The organism is Streptomyces sp. NPDC107575 (assembly GCF_055657265.1).
Genome location: NZ_JBVKBG010000005.1, coordinates 245,174 through 262,012, shown reverse-complemented (window position 1 = coordinate 262,012; position 16,839 = coordinate 245,174). Strand labels below are relative to the sequence as shown.

The 16,839-nt window shown below is 72.8% G+C and carries 17 protein-coding genes; 10 read left to right on the top strand and 7 right to left on the bottom strand.

Annotated features, from left to right (window positions below; translation table 11 throughout):
• Nucleotides 1-2 precede the first annotated feature (2 nt).
• The gene (locus tag ACZ7L4_RS26005) at nt 3-911 is read right to left on the bottom strand and encodes a LysR family transcriptional regulator (protein ID WP_472106113.1); all 909 of its coding nucleotides are present in this window, start codon (nt 909-911) and stop codon (nt 3-5) included.
• Between the two features lie 125 nt (nt 912-1,036).
• Here ACZ7L4_RS26005 and ACZ7L4_RS26000 point away from each other — a divergent pair, with 125 nt between their 5' ends.
• From ACZ7L4_RS26000 to ACZ7L4_RS25990, 3 genes are all read left to right on the top strand, one after another.
• The gene (locus ACZ7L4_RS26000; protein WP_472106111.1) at nt 1,037-2,167 is read left to right on the top strand and encodes a pyridoxal-phosphate dependent enzyme; all 1,131 of its coding nucleotides are present in this window, start codon (nt 1,037-1,039) and stop codon (nt 2,165-2,167) included.
• Entirely contained in the window at nt 2,161-2,781 is a 621-nt protein-coding gene (locus ACZ7L4_RS25995; protein WP_472106109.1) for a LysE family translocator, read from the top strand. The genes ACZ7L4_RS26000 and ACZ7L4_RS25995 overlap by 7 nt, the downstream gene beginning before the upstream one ends.
• A 122-nt stretch (nt 2,782-2,903) precedes the next feature.
• Nucleotides 2,904-3,734: an aldo/keto reductase gene (locus tag ACZ7L4_RS25990; protein WP_472106107.1), complete on the top strand. Its 831-nt coding sequence runs from the start codon at nt 2,904-2,906 to the stop codon at nt 3,732-3,734.
• A gap of 32 nt (nt 3,735-3,766) precedes the next feature.
• On the opposite strand, the gene ACZ7L4_RS25985 is transcribed toward ACZ7L4_RS25990, so the two are convergent.
• The gene (locus tag ACZ7L4_RS25985; RefSeq protein WP_472106106.1) at nt 3,767-4,375 is read right to left on the bottom strand and encodes a histidine phosphatase family protein; all 609 of its coding nucleotides are present in this window, start codon (nt 4,373-4,375) and stop codon (nt 3,767-3,769) included.
• A gap of 70 nt (nt 4,376-4,445) precedes the next feature.
• Nucleotides 4,446-5,141 carry a type 1 glutamine amidotransferase domain-containing protein gene (locus tag ACZ7L4_RS25980; RefSeq protein ID WP_472106104.1) on the bottom strand — a complete coding sequence of 232 codons (696 nt, stop codon included), beginning with the start codon at nt 5,139-5,141 and terminating at the stop codon, nt 4,446-4,448.
• Nucleotides 5,142-5,244: 103 nt separating this feature from the next.
• On the opposite strand from ACZ7L4_RS25980, the gene ACZ7L4_RS25975 reads away from it, so the two are divergent.
• Nucleotides 5,245-5,991: an IclR family transcriptional regulator gene (locus tag ACZ7L4_RS25975; RefSeq protein ID WP_472106103.1), complete on the top strand. Its 747-nt coding sequence runs from the start codon at nt 5,245-5,247 to the stop codon at nt 5,989-5,991.
• Between the two features lie 14 nt (nt 5,992-6,005).
• Here ACZ7L4_RS25975 and ACZ7L4_RS25970 read toward each other — a convergent pair whose 3' ends face one another.
• Nucleotides 6,006-6,974, bottom strand: coding sequence for a zinc-dependent alcohol dehydrogenase family protein (locus ACZ7L4_RS25970; protein WP_472106101.1), 969 nt, complete (start codon nt 6,972-6,974; stop codon nt 6,006-6,008).
• 78 nt (nt 6,975-7,052) lie between these two features.
• Here ACZ7L4_RS25970 and ACZ7L4_RS25965 point away from each other — a divergent pair, with 78 nt between their 5' ends.
• Both ACZ7L4_RS25965 and ACZ7L4_RS25960 read left to right on the top strand, forming a co-directional pair.
• The gene (locus ACZ7L4_RS25965; protein ID WP_472106099.1) at nt 7,053-7,682 is read left to right on the top strand and encodes a TetR/AcrR family transcriptional regulator; all 630 of its coding nucleotides are present in this window, start codon (nt 7,053-7,055) and stop codon (nt 7,680-7,682) included.
• A gap of 202 nt (nt 7,683-7,884) precedes the next feature.
• Nucleotides 7,885-8,895, top strand: a complete 1,011-nt coding sequence (locus tag ACZ7L4_RS25960; RefSeq protein WP_472106097.1) for an FkbM family methyltransferase — start codon at nt 7,885-7,887, stop codon at nt 8,893-8,895.
• Nucleotides 8,896-8,928: 33 nt separating this feature from the next.
• Here ACZ7L4_RS25960 and ACZ7L4_RS25955 read toward each other — a convergent pair whose 3' ends face one another.
• Nucleotides 8,929-9,300 carry a YybH family protein gene (locus ACZ7L4_RS25955; protein WP_472106095.1) on the bottom strand — a complete coding sequence of 124 codons (372 nt, stop codon included), beginning with the start codon at nt 9,298-9,300 and terminating at the stop codon, nt 8,929-8,931.
• A 103-nt stretch (nt 9,301-9,403) separates the two neighbouring features.
• On the opposite strand from ACZ7L4_RS25955, the gene ACZ7L4_RS25950 reads away from it, so the two are divergent.
• On the top strand, nt 9,404-10,285 hold the full coding sequence (locus tag ACZ7L4_RS25950; protein WP_472106093.1) for a LysR family transcriptional regulator: 882 nt from the start codon (nt 9,404-9,406) through the stop codon (nt 10,283-10,285).
• 12 nt (nt 10,286-10,297) lie between these two features.
• Here the strand turns inward: ACZ7L4_RS25950 and ACZ7L4_RS25945 are convergent, their stop codons facing one another.
• Nucleotides 10,298-12,004, bottom strand: coding sequence for an amidohydrolase (locus ACZ7L4_RS25945; protein WP_472106091.1), 1,707 nt, complete (start codon nt 12,002-12,004; stop codon nt 10,298-10,300).
• Nucleotides 12,005-12,209: 205 nt separating this feature from the next.
• Between ACZ7L4_RS25945 and ACZ7L4_RS25940 the strand changes: the two genes are divergently transcribed.
• Nucleotides 12,210-12,647, top strand: coding sequence for a YdeI/OmpD-associated family protein (locus ACZ7L4_RS25940; RefSeq protein ID WP_472106089.1), 438 nt, complete (start codon nt 12,210-12,212; stop codon nt 12,645-12,647).
• A 17-nt stretch (nt 12,648-12,664) separates the two neighbouring features.
• On the opposite strand, the gene ACZ7L4_RS25935 is transcribed toward ACZ7L4_RS25940, so the two are convergent.
• Nucleotides 12,665-13,684, bottom strand: a complete 1,020-nt coding sequence (locus tag ACZ7L4_RS25935) for an Lrp/AsnC family transcriptional regulator (protein ID WP_472106087.1) — start codon at nt 13,682-13,684, stop codon at nt 12,665-12,667.
• Between the two features lie 104 nt (nt 13,685-13,788).
• Between ACZ7L4_RS25935 and ACZ7L4_RS25930 the strand changes: the two genes are divergently transcribed.
• Together ACZ7L4_RS25930 and ACZ7L4_RS25925 are read left to right on the top strand one after the other, a co-directional pair.
• Entirely contained in the window at nt 13,789-15,240 is a 1,452-nt protein-coding gene (locus ACZ7L4_RS25930; protein WP_472106085.1) for an MFS transporter, read from the top strand.
• Nucleotides 15,237-16,424 carry a M20 family metallopeptidase gene (locus tag ACZ7L4_RS25925; RefSeq protein ID WP_472106083.1) on the top strand — a complete coding sequence of 396 codons (1,188 nt, stop codon included), beginning with the start codon at nt 15,237-15,239 and terminating at the stop codon, nt 16,422-16,424. Before ACZ7L4_RS25930 ends, ACZ7L4_RS25925 begins: the two co-directional genes overlap by 4 nt.
• Nucleotides 16,425-16,839: the final 415 nt, after the last annotated feature.

Genomic DNA, 16,839 nt, shown 5'->3' with positions numbered 1-16,839 from the left:
CGTCAACGTGTCAACGCCGTGCGCAGCGCCTCCCGGCACGCCAGGACGGCGGGGTGCCGGCGGCGGCCCTGGCGTACGACGGTGAAGACGCGGCGGGCGCGCTGCCCGCGGGGGAGGGGGCGCAGCGCGACCGTCGGGGTCCGGCCGTTCCACACCAGATCCGGGAGGAGCGCGGCGGCGTGGTCCTGCTCGACGAGGCGGAGGTGGAGCAACAGGTCCGTGGTCTCGAAGCGCACGTCGGGCTCGAAGCCCGCGTCGCGGCAGAGCGTCATCGCCCAGTGCCGTGCGGCCGTTCCCTCCGGCTCCAGGACCCACGGGTGGTCGGCCAGGGCGCGCAGTGCCGCGGTCGGTCCCTCGCCGGTGTGCGCGGACGCGATCGCGTGCGGCAGTGCCAGGTGCAGCGGGTCGTCGAGCAGGTCCTCCTGGTCGAGCTCGGCGGGGCGGGGGCTCGGCGCGCCGGGGTACTCCTCGGCCAGGACCAGGTCGAAGTCACGGGCCTGCAGGGCGGGGAGTGCCCTCTCCGGCTCCAACTGCGTCACGTGGACGCGCAGTTGCGGATGGTGGTCGCGGAGCAGCCCGAGCGCCGCCGGCACCAGGGCGAGCGCGGCCGTCTGGAACGAGGCGATGCGCAGCGTGCCGGTCAGATCGGTGAGGGAGGCCGCGATGTCGGCCTCCGCGCGCTCCAGCCGTTCGAGGACCGCCTCCGTGTGGGCCACGAGGATCTCGGCCTGCTCCGTCAGCCGCACCCGCCGCCCGACCGGCTCCAGGAGCGGTACGCCGACCTCCGCCTCCAGCTGCGAGAGCTGCTGCGAGACGGAGGAGGGCGCGTAGGACAGGGCGGAGGCGACGGCGGCCAGGGTGCCGCGGTGCTTGAGCTCGCGCAGCAGGCGCAGTCGGTGCAGGTCGAACATGCGGGGCCCGTCTCCCTCTTCGGTGCGCCGGCCCGGCCGCTGCACCGAATGGTCGGCAGTGCCGATGAGTACCGGTCGAAAACATTCGCTGGACCGATTGTAGGAGAAGACCGCACGCTGATCTTGTGAGCGAGAATCCCGACCTCCCCCGTGTCCCGCTGCCGTGGATCGTCCGGCCCGGCGCCCGTGCCTGGCGCTGCGCGCCCGCACCCGCAGACGTACGCGCATTCCACACCGCGCTGCCCGACTACGCGCCGACGCCGCTGACCGAACTCCCCGAACTGGCCGAGGAGATGGGGCTCGGGCGGCTCCTCGTCAAGGACGAGTCGAGCCGACTCGGGCTGCCCGCCTTCAAGGCGCTCGGCGCGTCCTGGGCCGTCCACCGCGCGCTCGCCGAAACGCGGGGCCCGGTCACCCTGGTGACCGCCACCGACGGCAACCACGGCCGGGCCGTCGCCCGCACGGCCCGGCTGCTCGGGCACCGCGCCCACGTGTACGTTCCGCGGGGCGTGCACCCGGGGGCGGTGGCGGCCGTCGCCGCGGAGGGCGCGGAGGTCACCGAGGTGCAGGGGACGTACGACGAAGCGGTGCGCCGGGCGGCGGAGGCGGCCGAGGCACCCGGCGCGATCCTGGTCCAGGACACCGCGTGGCCCGGCTACGAGCGGATCCCGGGGTGGATCGTCGAGGGCTACTCCACGCTCTGCGCCGAGGTGGACGAGCAACTGGGCACCCAGGAACCGGACCTCGTCGTGGTGCCCGTGGGTGTCGGATCGCTGGCCCAGGCCGTGGTGACCCACTACCGCAGCCGTCCCTCCGGACACGCGCCCGCGCTGCTCTCCGTGGAGCCGGAGTCCGCGGCCTGCGTCCTCGAAAGCCTCACCCGCGGCGGGCCCACCAGCGTCACCACGGGAGACACCAGCATGGCCGGCCTCAACTGCGGCACACCCTCCACGCTCGCCTGGCCGTACCTGGACGCGGGCCTCGACGCGGCGGTCGCGGTCCGTGACACCGACAGCGCCCGCGCGGCCGCCCGCCTCGCGGACCTCGGTGTGTCCTCGGGGCCCTGCGGCGCCGCGCCCCTCGCGGGGCTGCGCGCGGCACTCACGGGGCCGGGCGCCGAGGAACGGCGCGCGGCGCTGGGACTCGGCCCCGCATCGGTCGTCGTCCTGCTGAGCACGGAGGGCAGCGCCGCGAACCCCCACGCGACCACCGGCGCGCCGATCTCGCCGGCGACCACCGACGGCACGGCATGCTGACCCACCTCCTCGCCGCCGTCGGAGTCCTCGGCCTGCTGACCGTCGCGCCGGGCCCCGACATGGCCCTGGTCACCCGGCGCGGCGTCGACGCCGGAACCCGGGACGCGCTGCTGACGGTCGGCGGGATCGCCTCGGGGCTGCTGCTGTGGGGAGCGCTGAGCGTGCTGGGCCTGGCCGCCGTGCTCGCCGCCTCCGCGACCGCCTACCTGGTCGTGAAGCTGCTCGGCGCCGCGTACCTGCTGTTCCTCGGCGGCCAGGCGCTGTGGCAGCACCGCCCCTCCGCGCGCCTCGCCCCGGCGACGGCCGGGCCCACCGGCGCGGGACACCCCTGGCGGACCGGCCTCGGCTGCAACCTGCTCAACCCGAAGATCGCCGTGTCGTACACGGGACTGCTCCCCACGCTGGCACCGCCGGAACTCTCCCGCGCCACGGGCATGACCGTCCTCGTGCTGTGCCACGCCGCGCTGACCGTCCTCTGGCTCGCCGGGTACGCGCTGCTGCTCTCGCGGGCCGGGCCGCTGTTCCGGCGGCCGAGGGTGCGCCGGGCGATCGGGCGGACCACGGGCGTCGTACTGATCGGCTTCGGCCTCGCGGTCGCGACGGGCACCGCCTGACCCCTCGTGAACCGCCCGCGCCGGGGAGACGTACGTTGCAGGGGACGGGCATACGCCTCCAGGGACGTACGCCCGCCGTACGAGACACCGGACTTGAGTCACCACGTAAGGACACACGAGTCATGAGCAGCACCCCCGAGGTCACCCTCAACAACGGCGTCACCATGCCGCAGCTCGGCTTCGGCGTCTTCCAGGTACCCGACGACGAGGCGCACGCCGCGGTCACGGGCGCCCTGGAGGCCGGCTACCGCAGCATCGACACGGCGGCCCTGTACGAGAACGAGAAGGGCACCGGCCAGGCCATCGCCGACTCCGGGCTCGCCCGCGAGGACGTCTTCGTCACGACCAAGCTGTGGAACACCGAGCAGGGCCGGGACACCGCGCTGCGTGCGTTCGACGCCTCGCTCGACCGCCTCGGCATGGACTACGTCGACCTGTACCTGATCCACTGGCCCGTGCCGTCGCGCGACAAGTACGTCGAGACGTGGCAGGCGTTCGAGGAGATCCTCGCCAGTGGCCGGGCCCGCGCCATCGGTGTCTCCAACTTCCTGCCCGAGCACCTCGACCGGCTCGCCGCCGAGACCTCCGTCGTCCCGGCGCTCAACCAGATCGAGCTGCACCCGCGCCTGCAGCAGAGCGAGCTGCGCGCATACGACGCGAAGCACGGCATCGCGACGGAGGCCTGGTCCCCGCTGGGCCGCGGCAACGGCGTCCTGGACGACGAGATCGTCACCGCGCTCGCCCGCAAGCACGACCGCAGCCCCGCGCAGATCGTGCTGCGCTGGCACCTGCAGCTCGGCAACGTCGTCATCCCGAAGTCGGTGACCCCGTCCCGCATCCGCGAGAACATCGCCGTCTTCGACTTCGAGCTGGGCGCGGACGACATGGCGGCGCTCGCCGGACTGGAGACGGGCGAGCGCGTGGGCCCGGACCCGGCCGTCCTCGGTTCCTGAGGAAACCGGGCCCGGAGGGGCGGTTCACCCGCTCACTGCCCGAGCGGTCGCCCCTCCCACAGCTCGAGCTCCCAGCCCTCCTCCGGCGAACCGGAGAGGGTGACGATGCCGGTGTTCGGCAGCGGGCGGGCGGCGACGAACGCGACGTCGACGTTGCCCGCCCGCGCGGCCGCCCACGTCCGGATGACGGCGCCGTGGCTGACCATCGCCACGGTGTCCGCTCCGGTCCCGGCCGCCTCGGAGACCACCGAGTCGAAGCGGCCGAGCGTCTCCTCGCCGGTCTCACCGCCGGGCATCCGGATCGAGGTGTCGCCGGACGACCAGGAGAACGCGGTGTTGAGGTACTTCTGCGCGGACTCGTCGTCGCCGCGCATCTCCAGGTCCCCGGCCGCGATCTCCCGGATCCCGTCCCGGATCACGACGTCGAGGCCGGTCGCCTCGGACAGGGGCGCGGCGGTGAGCTGCGTGCGCACGAGCGTGGAGGCGTACAGGGCGTCGATCCGCTCGTCGGCCAGTGTCCGCGGCAGCGCCGCCGCCTGCTCAAGCCCGAGCGGCGTCAGGCCGGGGCCCGGCGCCGCCGAGTCGAGCAGGCGCTTCAGGTTGGACGGGGTCTGGCCGTGACGTATGAGCAGCAGACGCATGCGGGGGGAACCTCCACGAGACGAACGGAACGCTTGCGTCCACTGTGACATCCGCGGAGGAGATCGGTGGTCAGGGCAGCTTTTTCAGCAGCTCGGCCGCGAGCGGAGCGGCGGAGGCCGGGTTCTGCCCGGTGACCAGATTGCGGTCGACGACCACGTGCGGCGCCCACGGCTCGCCGACCTGGACATTCACGCCGGCCTCCGTGAGCCGGTCCTGGAGCAGCCAGCGCGCCTTGTCGGCGAAGCCGGCCTGGGCCTCCTCGACGTTGGTGAACGCGGCGACGTCGTATCCCGCGAAGGCGTTTGAGCCGTCGGACCTCGTGGCGGCCAGGAGAGCTGCTGGCGCGTGGCAGACCACGCCGAGCGGCTTCCCGGAGTCCAGGGCACGGGTGAGCAGGGCGCCGGATGCGGCGTCCGAGGACAGGTCCTCCATCGGGCCGTGACCGCCGGGGTAGAAGACGGCCGCGTAGTCGTCCAGGTTCACCTCCTGCAGCTTGACGGGGGAGCGCAGTTCGGCGTTGTCGGACACGGCGGCGGCCATCCGGGCGGCGTTCTCCTGCCCGTCGTTGAACTCGGGCGCGAGGCTGCCCGCGTCGACGGTGGGGACCACGCCGCCCGGCGTCGCCACGACGATCTCGTGCCCCGCCGCCTTGAAGGCGTCGTACGGGGCGATGGCCTCCTCGGCCCAGAAGCCCGTGGGGTGGAGGGTGCCGTCGGCCAGGGTCCAGTGGTCGGCGCCGGTCATCACGAAAAGGATCTTCGACATGGGGTGCTCATTTCCGCGGGAAACGTCGGTCCGGTGATGTCTTGACGTCTACGAAGGTAGGGCCGGGGGCCGCCTCCGACCAACGGTGGGCTACCGTGCCCGCGTGGCAGAGCGGATCCAGTCGGTGGAGCGGGCGGCGCTCGTCCTTCGGCTGCTCGCGTCCGGGCCCCGGCCGTTCGGGGTGACGGAGCTGGCCCGCGCGATGGGACTGCCCAAGGAGTCCCTGGACGGCATCCTCGCCACGCTGGTCGCGGCGGGCCTGGTGGCACAGGACCCGGCCACCGGCAAGTACCGGATCGGTGCCTCGCTGCTCCATCTGAGCAACGGCGACCTCGACACGAACGAGCTGCGCGCCCGCTCCCTGCACAGCGCCGACACCCTCGCCGCGCGCAGCGGCGAATCCGTCTGGATCGCCACCCCGCACGAGGGCGGGGCCCTCGTCGTCCACCATGTCTTCCGGCCCGACGACAGCACCCAAGTCCTGCGCATGGGCGCCCACTTGCCGCTCCACGTCTCGGCCGTGGGCAAGACCCTGCTCGCCTTCGACCACGACCTGGACGTCCCCGAGGAACTGCCGGCCTTCACCGACCGCAGCCTCACCGAACATGCCGCCCTGGCCGCCGAGTTGTACGAGATACGCCGCCGGGGCTGGGCCGCCGCCGTCGACGAGCACGCGGACGGCCGAGCCGCGATCGGCGCCCCGCTGCGCGACGCCTCGGGCCGGACCGTCGGCGCCATCAGCATCGCGGGCGCCACCCACCGCCTGGCCGAGGCCGGCCACCCCCGGGCGGACCTCGCGGCCCAGGTCACCGACGCGGCGGAGGAGATCGGCAGAGCGCTGGCGCGCTGAACCACGGACCCTCGTCAGGGCACGAGCACGATCCGGCCGAAGGTCTCACCGGACTCCATCAACTGGTGCGCCCGTACGGCCTCGTCCAGCGGGAGCACGGCGTGCACCACCGGTTCCAGGGCGAGCGCACCCGCGAACAGCTCGGTGCGCACGGCGCGTTGGGCGGCCTCGGGCACGGTGTCGGCGCTGAACGTCGCGAACGACATCGACTTCCGGAAATCCGCCGTCATGTGCGCGGCGAGATCCCCGGGCGGTGGCCCCGCGACCATGCCGATCGCCACCAGGCGGCCGTTGGGGTTCAGCCGGTCGAGGAACGCGGGCATGTCAGGTCCGGCGATGATGTCGATGACGACGTCGTAGCCCTCGGGGGCGTCGCCGTCGCCGTCGACGGCGGCGCCGGCGCGGTCCAGGACGTGGGTCGCGCCCAGCTTGCGCAGGCGTTCGCCGCGCTCGACGGACGAGGTCGTGACCGCCACGGCGCTCGCCCCGCCGCGCGCCGCGAGCTGCACGGCCGGAATCCCGAGGCTGCCGGCCGCGCCCCGCACCAGTACGGACTCGCCGGGGGCGAAGTGGGCGTGGCGCAGGGCGAAGTGCGCGACCACGCCGGAGGTGCCGAGCGTCACCGCGTCGGCGGCGGACAGGTCCGCGGGCAGGGGGAGGACCGCGTCGACGGGGGCGACGGCCTGTTCGACGTAACCGCCGCCCGTGCCGGTGAACGCCCATACGCGCCGGCCGACCCACGAGCCGTCCACACCGGCACCGACGGCGGTCACGGTGCCCGCCACCTCGCTGCCCGGCACATGTCCCTCCTCGAACAGTCCGTACGCGGCGAGGGCGCCGCTGCGGATCAGGGCGTCGACCCCGCCGACACCGATCGCCTCGGTGGCGATCAGCACCTGCCCTGCGGCGGGGGACGGGGCCGGAAGGTCGACGACCGCCATGCCCTCGGGGCGTCCGAATGCCCGGATCTCGATGGCCTTCAAGATGACTCCTCAGGTGTCTCGGGGTGGGGCTTTCGGACGCTAACGGACGCCCCCGTCCGTTTGAGTAAAGTGAGAGAGGTGACCGAACGTTTGCCTCACACGCTGCGCTCCGACGCCCTCGACAACCGCGAGCGCATCCTCGACGCGGCCCGCGCCGTGTTCGCCGCCGACGGCCTGAACGTGCCGATGCGGGAGATCGCCCGCCGCGCCGGGGTCGGCCCCGCCACCCTCTACCGCCGCTTCCCGACCAAGCAGGACCTGGTCACGGAGGCCTTCGCCGAGGAGATGCGGGTGTGCCGCGGGCTCGTCGACGAAGGGCTCGCCGACCCGGATCCCTGGCACGGGTTCTGCCACGTGATCGAGGAGACCTGCGAGATGCACGCCCGCGACCGCGGCTTCACCGAGGCGTTCATGTCCGCCTTCCCCCAGGCCGTGGACTTCGCCGAGAACCGCGCGTACACGCTGAAGGCCATCGCCGAGATCGCCCGTCGCGCCAAGGGCACCGGCCGTCTGCGCCCCGACTTCGTCCTGGACGACCTGATCCTGATGCTCATGGCCAACCGGGGCATCCAGGCCGGCTCACCCGCCGCCCGCGTCGCGGCCTCCCGCCGCTTCGCCGCTTTCGTGATCCAGGCCTTCGAGACGTCCCCGACCGAACGCGGCGAACTGCCGCCGGTGGCGCGGCTGGCTCCGTTGCTGTCGGTGTAGGCGCGATGGCCATGCGGGCTCGGTCGCGGGTTTCTGTGATGACCGACCGGGATTGCTCTCTTTCGGGTGAACCAGCGATGGCGGAAGACGCGATGGCGCGGCTTCTGACCTGTGACGCAGGTGGATCGGGCGGCCGGATGTCATTTGGCGGCAGCCGAGTCGGTGCGGCGGGTTCCGTCCTTGCGGCTGCAAACGTGGCCGTATGGCTAGCGTGTACAGAACCCTGCTCAACAACGTCGCGCGGACCGGCACTCAGGTCGTGAATCTGGCTCCCGGAGCCGCGGTCCTTGCGCGGAGCCGGCGGAAGTGGACCGGGGCCCGCCTGGAGGACGGGGCGCACCTCGTCACCAGTCGCGGGAAGTGGACCGGAACGCGCCTGGGGGACGGGGCGCACCTCGTCACCAACGGCGGGAAGTGGGCCGCCAGCGCGCTCGCCGAAGGGGCCCGGCTGATTGTCGACGAGCGGAAGTCGCGTGACCAGGAGCACGGATTCCAGAAGGCGGCGGCCGACTACCTCGGCGCTCGTCACGTGGCCGCCATGCTCGAGTCCTACGGCGTGAACTGCGTATTCGACGTCGGGGCCAACGTCGGCCAGTACGGAACGCGGCTGCGGGAGTTCGGGTACACGGGGCGGATCGTTTCGTTCGAGCCGGTTCCGCGGTTTCTGGGAAAGCTGCGGAAACGCGCCGAAGCCGACCCGGACTGGCATGTCGTCCCCTGCGGTCTCGGCCGGGTGAACACCGTGCAGCCCATGCACGTGGAATGGCAGACCATGAGTTCACTCCTGCCGCCCAGCGACTATGGGAACACCCGTTACAAGCGATTCGTCAAAGGCGGCACCGAGGACATCCAGGTCTGCCGACTCGACGAACTCATGGACAAGGCGCTCATCGGGATCGACAATCCGCAGCCCTATCTCAAGATGGACACCCAGGGCTATGACCTCGAGGTGTTCGCCGGGGCGGGGGAGCGCATCTCCGAATTCGTGGGAATGCAGTCGGAGGTCGCGCTCCTGCAAATCTACGAGGGCAGCCCGCGGATGTCCGAGGCGCTCGCCGCGTACGAGCAGGAGGGCTTCGAGGTCACCGGCATGTATCCGGTGACCCGGGAGATCAGCACCGGCCGGGTGCTCGAGTTCGACTGCGTGCTGATGCGCGCGAGCGAGACGCCGGTCCCGCTCCCGCGCAGGCAGCACGCCGCTCAGCAGTCCTAGGCGTCTGGCCCCAGCCGGCGCGGACCGACGTGGTCAGCGCTCGGCCGGTGCGAACTCCGGCTGGTCCAGGAAGCGGAGCCAGCTGCCGTCCGGCTGGCGGCGGACGACCTGGGCGCGGGCGCCGGTGCCGTCCTTCGGTGGTGTCGAGGTCAGCGCGATGTCGCCGTTGACCAGCGTCGGCAGCGGCTGTTCCGGTTGGAAGTGGGGGCGGTTCGCCAGCACCTTCTCCCAGAGGGCGCGGATCGCCTCCCGGCCGACCGTCTCCTGGCCGGGCGGGTAGGCAAGCACCGCGTCCTCCTCGTAGAGCGCGGCGACGCCGGCCGCGTCGCCCGCGTTGGAGCGCTCGACGAACAGGCGGGTGATGTCCTCGGGGCGCATGGCCTTCTCGTACGCGGACTCGTGCATGGGTTCCTCCCGGCGCGCTTCGCTGATTGTCGTGCTTTCAGCGTCGTCGCCCGTCGAGCAGAAGTCCAACAGATGGTTTCGCTGGAAACTAGAATCTGGGGTCATGGACCTGAGGCAGCTCGAATACTTCGTCGCCGTCGCCGAGGAGCGGAACTTCACGCGCGCCGCGGAGCGCGTGCACATCAGCCAGTCCGGTGTCAGCGCGCAGATCCGGCAGCTGGAGCGGGAGCTCGGGGCGGAGCTGTTCGACCGCTCCTCCCGCACCGTCACGCTCACCGTCGCGGGCAAGGCCGCGCTCGAACACGCCCGTGCCACCCTCGCCGCGGCCGGGACGATCGGCCGGGCGGTGGCCGAGGTGTCCGAACTGATCAGGGGCAGGCTCACCGTCGGCATGGTCATCGGCTGCACCATCACGCCGCTGTTCGACGCGCTCGCCGCGTTCCACGACGCGCATCCCGGCGTCGAGCTCTCCCTGCTGGAGGACGGCTCCGACCGGCTCGTCGAGGGTGTGCGCGCGGGCGACATCGACCTGGCGCTCATCGGCGCCGCGCACTCCACCCCCGACGGGCTCGACTCCCTGACCCTCATCGACGAACGGCTCGTCGTGGCGGTCCCGGCCGGGCACCCGCTGGCGACACAGCGGCGCGTCCAACTGCGGGAGCTGGTGGCCCACCCGATCGTCTGCATGCCGCCCGGCACCGGCCTGCGCACCGTCCTCGACCGCGCCTGCGCGGCCCAGGGCCTCCACCCCACGATCGCGCTGGAGGCGAGCGCGGCGGACTCGATCGCCGCGCTCGCCGACCGCGGCCTCGGCGTCGCCGTCCTGAGCGAGTCGATGGCCGCCGCTTATGGCGACCGGCTCACCGCCCTCGCCATCGACGACGTCGACACACCGGCGCTGCTGGCCCTCGTCTGGAAGCGGGCACACAACCCGGCGCTGCGCGAACTGCTGGGGCACGCGCGGCGGGCGTTCGCCCCGGCGTGACCCCGCCGCGCGTCACAGCTCGCCGTACTCGCCCACCCGCTTCCCCGCGACCCACGTCTGCAGCACCTTCGTCTGCCACACCGCCCGGCCGGACGGCAGGTCGAACGGGTCGGTGTCCGTGAGGACGAAGTCGCCCCACTTGCCCGGCTCCAGCGTGCCGAGGACGTGCTCCTGGTGCGCGGCGTGCGCGGGCTCCAGCGTGAACGAGCGCAGCGCCTCCACCGGCGTCATGGCCTGCTCCGGGTGCCAGCCGCCGGCCGGCTTGCCGTCCCGGTCGGTGCGGGTGACGGCCGCGTGCAGACCGTCGAAGGGGTTCTCGGACGACACGGGGAAGTCCGACCCTGACGGCAGGTGCGTGCCCTGGTCGATCAACGTGCGCCAGGCGTACGCGCCCTTGATGCGCTCCGGCCCGATCCGGTCCTCGGCCATGTTCATGTCGTCGGTGGCGTGCACCGGCTGCATCGACGCGATGATCCCGAGCCTGCGCAGCCGCGGGATGTCCTCGGGCGCCAGCACCTGTACGTGCTCGATCCGGTGCCGCATCCCGGCGTCACCGACCCGCCGGAACGTCTGCTCGTACGCGTCCAGGACGACGCGGTTGCCGCGGTCGCCGATGGCGTGCACCGCCGACTGGTAGCCGCCGCGCACCACTTGCTCCACGCGGCGCTGCAGCTCCTCCGGCTCCACCTGGAGCAGCCCGCTGGTGTCCGGATCGTCGGCGTATGGGGCGAGAAGCGCGGCGCCGTGGCTGCCGAGCGCGCCGTCGATGTACTGCTTGACGGTGCGGATGCGGACCATGTCGTCGGCGTAGGAGTCGGTGCGGGCGTCCGCGCCGATGTCGGTGAACGCCTTGTACGACAGGAAGGCGTTCACGCGGACCGTCAGCGCGCCCTCGTCCGCGAGCTGCCGCAGCACGACGACGCCACTCGCGTCCGTGCCCGCCTCCGACACGGACGTCATGCCGACGCTGCCGAGCTGCTTCTGCGCGGCGAGCGCACGCGCGCGTACGTCGTCGAGCGTGGGCTCGGGCAGCTTGTCCTCCACCAGGGACTGCGCCGCGTCGATGAGGACCCCGGTCGGATTGCCCGCGCCGTCGCGCACGATCCGGCCGCCGTCGGGGTCGGGGGTGTCCGCGGTGACGCCCACGGCCTTCAGCGCCGCCGTGTTGGCGACACCCGCGTGCCCGTCCACCCGGCCGAGCCACACAGGGCGGTCGTCGACGACCGCGTCCAGGTCGGCCGCGTTGGGCAGCCGGCCGAGCCCCCACACGACCTCGTTCCACCCGCGGCCCAGGATCCACGCGTCGTCGGGGTGCGCGGTGTCGTACGCGGCGAGCCGGTCCATCGCCTCCTTCAGGGAACGCGTCCCGACGAGGTTCAGCTCGACGGCGAGGGCGCCGAGCCCCCACAAATGTCCGTGCGCGTCGTGCAGTCCGGGCAGCAGCACACGCCCGCGGCCGTCGAGCCGGCGTATGCCCTTGGGGGCCGCGCCGACGTCGAGCGCGGCGACCCGGCCCTCGGGGGTGAGCAGCATCCGGGAGAATCTGCGCAGCTTGCCGCGCGAGAGCGTGTAGCCGCGCACGTTGTCGACGAGCAGGGGACCAGGCCTCTCGGGCTTCGTCGGCCGGGAAGCGGCGGCGGCAGACCCGGCGAAGGTGCCGGACACGGCGACCGCGGCGGCCCCCGCACCCGCCAGCTGCAGGAACTGCGCGCGGCTCATCCGCGGCGTACGGGGCGTGGGACAGCAGGACTTACACATTCGACGTCTCCCTACAACAAGGTGTGCGGCCGGGGGAGTTGGCCACAAGATGATCGAATCGAATCACTGACCGAAGCTAAGCAGTCACTGCCTGGTGGTCAAGATCCCCTACGCTCCCGATGGGACGGCCTTGGAGAGCCGGTCCTCACGAGAACGGGAGCAGCACATGAAGTTCCGGACCTACGTCGAACCCCCGGAGCCGATGCACGGCCTGGAGGTGCCCGCGGAGCTCGTGGACGGACTCGGCGGCGGAAAACGGCCGCCCGTGGTCATCACGGTCAACGGACACACCTGGCGCAGCCGCGTCGCCATCATGCGCGGCCGCTGCCTGCTGGGTCTGAGCAAGGCCAACCGGGAGGCAGCGGGCATCGAGACGGGGGACGAGGTCGAGGTCGACCTGCGGCTCGACACCGAACCCCGCACCGTGACCGAGCCCGAGGACTTCGCCCGCGCCCTCGACGCGGACCCGGCCGCCCGCGCCGCCTACGACCGCCTCTCCCACACCCGCAGGCGGCAGCACGTCCTCGCCATCGAGGCCGCGAAGAAGCCCGAGACCCGGGCACGCCGCATCGAGAAGGCGCTGGAGTCGCTCCGCGCCACCTGACGGGGTGCCGGCGGGGCTCACCACGGCCGGATCGGACGCACCCCGACACGGCGACCTGCCTCGTCGAGCAGGTGCCCCATGCGCTTGACCGTGCGCAGGCCCACGATCCGGTCGGTGAACTCCAGCGTCGGCAGACGTGCCCCCAGAGCCGTCTCGCGGCGCTGGATGTCGCCGAGGTCGCGCACCCACAGGGTGGCGAAGATGTTCGTCCTCCCGGTGACCGCGGCGACGAGCCGGCACTCGGGCAGCGCGGCGAGAGCGCGGTGCACGGCGGCGATGTCACGGGCCGGGACGCGGCCGAGCAGCGAGACCGGCAGCGGCCGCCCCGCGAGTGCGTCCGCCATGTCGCAGCGCAGGGTCAGGACACCCGAGTCGGTGAGCCGGTGCAGGCGGCGGCGGACGGTGGCCGGACTGGTGCCGGTGTGGTCGGCGAGCGCCGCGAGGCCCAGGCGGCCGTCGCCGACCAGGGAGTCGAGCAACCCCCTGTCCACCGCGTCGAGTTCGAGCGTCGCCGCGGGCTCGGGCGGACGCTCGCCCGCCCGGCTCAGGACGCTCAGCTGCGACGGGTCCAGCGAACGGAGCCGCCAGCGGCTGCCCTCCACGTACAGCGACGTGGCGAAGAGGCAGTCCACGGCCGTGACACCGGGCAGCGTTTCGAGGTGTGTCGTCACGAACCGGGTCAGCGCCGGCAGGTCGGGGGCCAGGACGTCGATGAGCAGGTCGGCGCTGCCCGGCCCGGTGAGCTCGATGGTGACGGCCTCGGGCCGCTCGCACAGCTCTTCAGCGATCCGTGAACGGGTGCCGGGCCGGCAGCGCACCAGGACGAACGCCGTGCAGCGCGTGCGCGAGAACTCCCGTCCCGGCGCCGCGTACACCCAGGCGAGTCCCTCTTCGGTCAGCCGCTCCCAGCGGCGGGCGAGGGTGCTCGCGGTGACACCGAGCGGCGGCGCGAGTTCGGTCCACGAGGCGCGCGGACGCAGCTGGAGGGCGTTGACGAGCGCCAGATCCAGCTCGCTCACGGCGACCGTTTCTCGCATGGCGAAGCCCCTCGCTGCTCGTTTCCGACGATTCCTCGGGCCAGTACGACCGCAGCCCGCACAGTAGCCACCGCATTCGATTCCTGCCAGAAGGGACGTCCTCGATGGGCGCAGACATGGGCACAGGCGGATCGGCGGTCGGAACCGGCCGCGGCATGCTCGGTGCGATGGCGGTGGTCGTCGTCTTCAGTGGCGTCGTCCAGGGCTATCTCACCCCGCTGCTCCCTGAGCTGGGGCAGCGGCTCGGCATCGGGGGAGTGGCCCAGAACAATCTCTATCTGCTGTCGCAGTGCGCGTTCGCCGTGCTCACACCACTGCTCTCGCGCCTCGGCGACCTGTACGGCCACCGCCGGCTGCTGCGCGTGGCACTCGCCATGGTCGCGGCCGGTTCGCTGCTGATGGCCCTGTGGCCGACCGTGGTGACACTGGCCGTGGGCATGGTCCTGCAAGGCGCGGTGGTCGGGTTCTTCCCGCTGCTCGCCGGAATCCTGCGCTCCCGCGCCCCCGAACGCGGCCGCACCGGGATGTCGCTGCTCGTCGGCGCCCTGCTGATCGCCATCGGTGTGGGCGGCCTCGTGGCCGGAGCCCTCAGCGAGCGGCACGCCGAGGCCGGGCTGTGGGCGGCGGTGCCGGTGGCGGTGCTCGCCCTGGCCGCCGGCCTCGTACTGCCGGACAGTGACGGGGAGTTCGGCGGCCGGTTCCACTACGGGGCGGCGGCGCTGCTCACCGTCGGACTCGTGGCGCTGGTCCTGCTGCTCGCGCAGGGCGGCACGTGGGGGTGGGGCTCGGCCCGCTCCCTGGGCACGGGCGCCCTCGCGGTGGCGGTGTTCGTCGCCTGGGTGACGGTGGAGTGCCGGGCGGACCAGCCACTGGTGAGTGTGCGCATGCTGAGCGACCGGCGGCTCGCGGCGGTCAGTGCGCACACGTTCTGCGCCGCCTTCGGATGCATCGGCTTCCTCGGCGCCAACGCGCTGTTCCTCGGGGCCGACCCGGACGCCGTCGGCTACGGCATGGGCCTCGGCCCGCAGTCCATCGCGACGGTGTCCCTGGCCATGGTCGTCCTGGGCTTCCTCGGCTCCACGGCCACACCACGCCTCGCCCGCCGCATCGGCGACCGCGCCGTCCTGGCCACCGGCGGAGCCCTCGTCGGGCTCGGCTTCCTGGGCATGATCCTCTTCCACGCCACGCTCCCGCAGTACGTCGCCTCGACGCTGGTCGTCGGCCTCGCCACCGGTGTCTTCGAATCGATCACGCGAACCCTGTCGGCGGAGATCGTGCCCGAGCGGCAGACCGCGCTGGCCGTGGGCATCAACGAACTCGCGCTGTCGCTGGGCGCGGCGATCGGCGCCGCCGTGATCGGCGCACTGTTCTCGGCACACCAGATCGGCGGCGGAGGCGGCCACATCGCGCTGTCCGGCTACGTCTGGGCCTGGGGCACGTGCGCCGCGGTCGCGCTCATCGGCGGGGCGCTCGCGCTGCTGTACGGCGGCGGTGGCACGGCCCCCGCCGCCGCGGACCGTGCCGAACCCACCGAAGCGAAGGAGAGCCTCGCATGACGACCTCGCAGTCCGTTTCCGTGCACGACGAGGTGACCGGCGCGGTCCACGCCTGGAGCGAGCGGCTCATCGCGCTCAGCCACAGCCTGCACGCCGAACCCGAGACCGCCCTCCAGGAGCACCGCTCGGCCACGAAGATCGCCGAGCTTCTCGACGCGGCCGGCTTCACGGTCGCCCGCCCCCTCGACTCGCTGCCCACCGCGCTCGACGCGACGTACGGCAGCGGCGAGCTGGTGCTCGCCTTCTGCGCCGAGTACGACGCGCTGCCCGGCATCGGCCACGCCTGCGGGCACAACGTGAACGGCGCGGCGGCGGTCGGCGCCGCGCTCGGCCTCGCGGCCGTCGCGGACCGGCTCGGCGTCACCGTACGGCTCATCGGCACCCCCGCCGAGGAGGACATCGGCGGCAAGGTGCTGCTCATCGACGCGGGTGTCTTCGACGACGTGGCCGCGGCGCTGATGGCGCACGCCGGCCAGGAGGACACCGTCGGCGCCTCCTCCCTCGCGATCGGCGCCTGGGACATCACCTACCGGGGCCGTCCGGCCCACGCGGCACTCGCGCCCTGGGAGGGTGTCAACGCGCTCGACGCGCTGACCGTCGCCCAGACCGCGATCGGCGTGCTGCGCCAACAGCTGCCGCCGGGCTCCCTGGTGCACGGCATCGTCACCGACGGGGGCCGGGCCCCGAACGTCATCCCCGACACCGCCTGCGCCCGCTACGAGGTGCGCGCACCCACGGTCGAGCAGCTCACGGCGGTCCAGCGTCGGGTCCGCGCCTGCTTCGAGGCGGGCGCCCTCGCCACCGGCGCCGAACTCGAACTCGTCCCGCACGGACGGGACTTCGCGGACCTGCGCCAGGATCCGTTCCTGACCGAGGCCTACGCGGCCGCCGCCCGCTCCCTCGGCCGCACCCCGCTGTCCCGGCACGGCGACACCACCGCGTCCACCGACATGGGCAACGTCTCCCGCCTCCTTCCCTCGATCCACCCCACCATCGGCTACGACACCGCGGGCGCGAGCCAGCACACCGTCGAGTTCGCGGCACACGGCACCACCCCCGGCGCGGACCGCGCCGTCACCGACGCGGCGGCGGCACTCGCCCTGGCCGCCGCGGCCGCGGCGACGGACGAGGAGCAGCGGAGCCGTCTCCTCGCCGGTGTCGAACGGCGCAGGACCCAGCAGTAGAACGACGCCGCCCCGCCCTGAGCGGGGCGGCGTACACACGCACGACACACTGCCGCAACACGCGGCCCCCGAGAGGCACTTGAGTGCCGTCCGACATACGAGCGCGGCTTGACGAAACGGCCCCTCGGACGGCTCAATTGGTCCATGACTGCCCAGCACTTGGTCTCGCGCGACCACATCGACTTCGGTCGGGTGTGGTCCGCGGCGTGTTGCGCCTGAAGCGGCAGCGGGCCCTCTGACCGGCCCATCTCTTTCCCGGCGACGTCCTCGGTGCCCCCTTCGCAGGCCGGGTTCTGACGCCTCGCGCGCGCTGCCGCCGCGCCCCCTTCCACGACGCCCCGCGTCGTCGCATCCGTAGCGACCCGTCTCCGTGACGCGTCGTCAATTCCGTCTGCGCGCACGGCTGTTCCGGCCT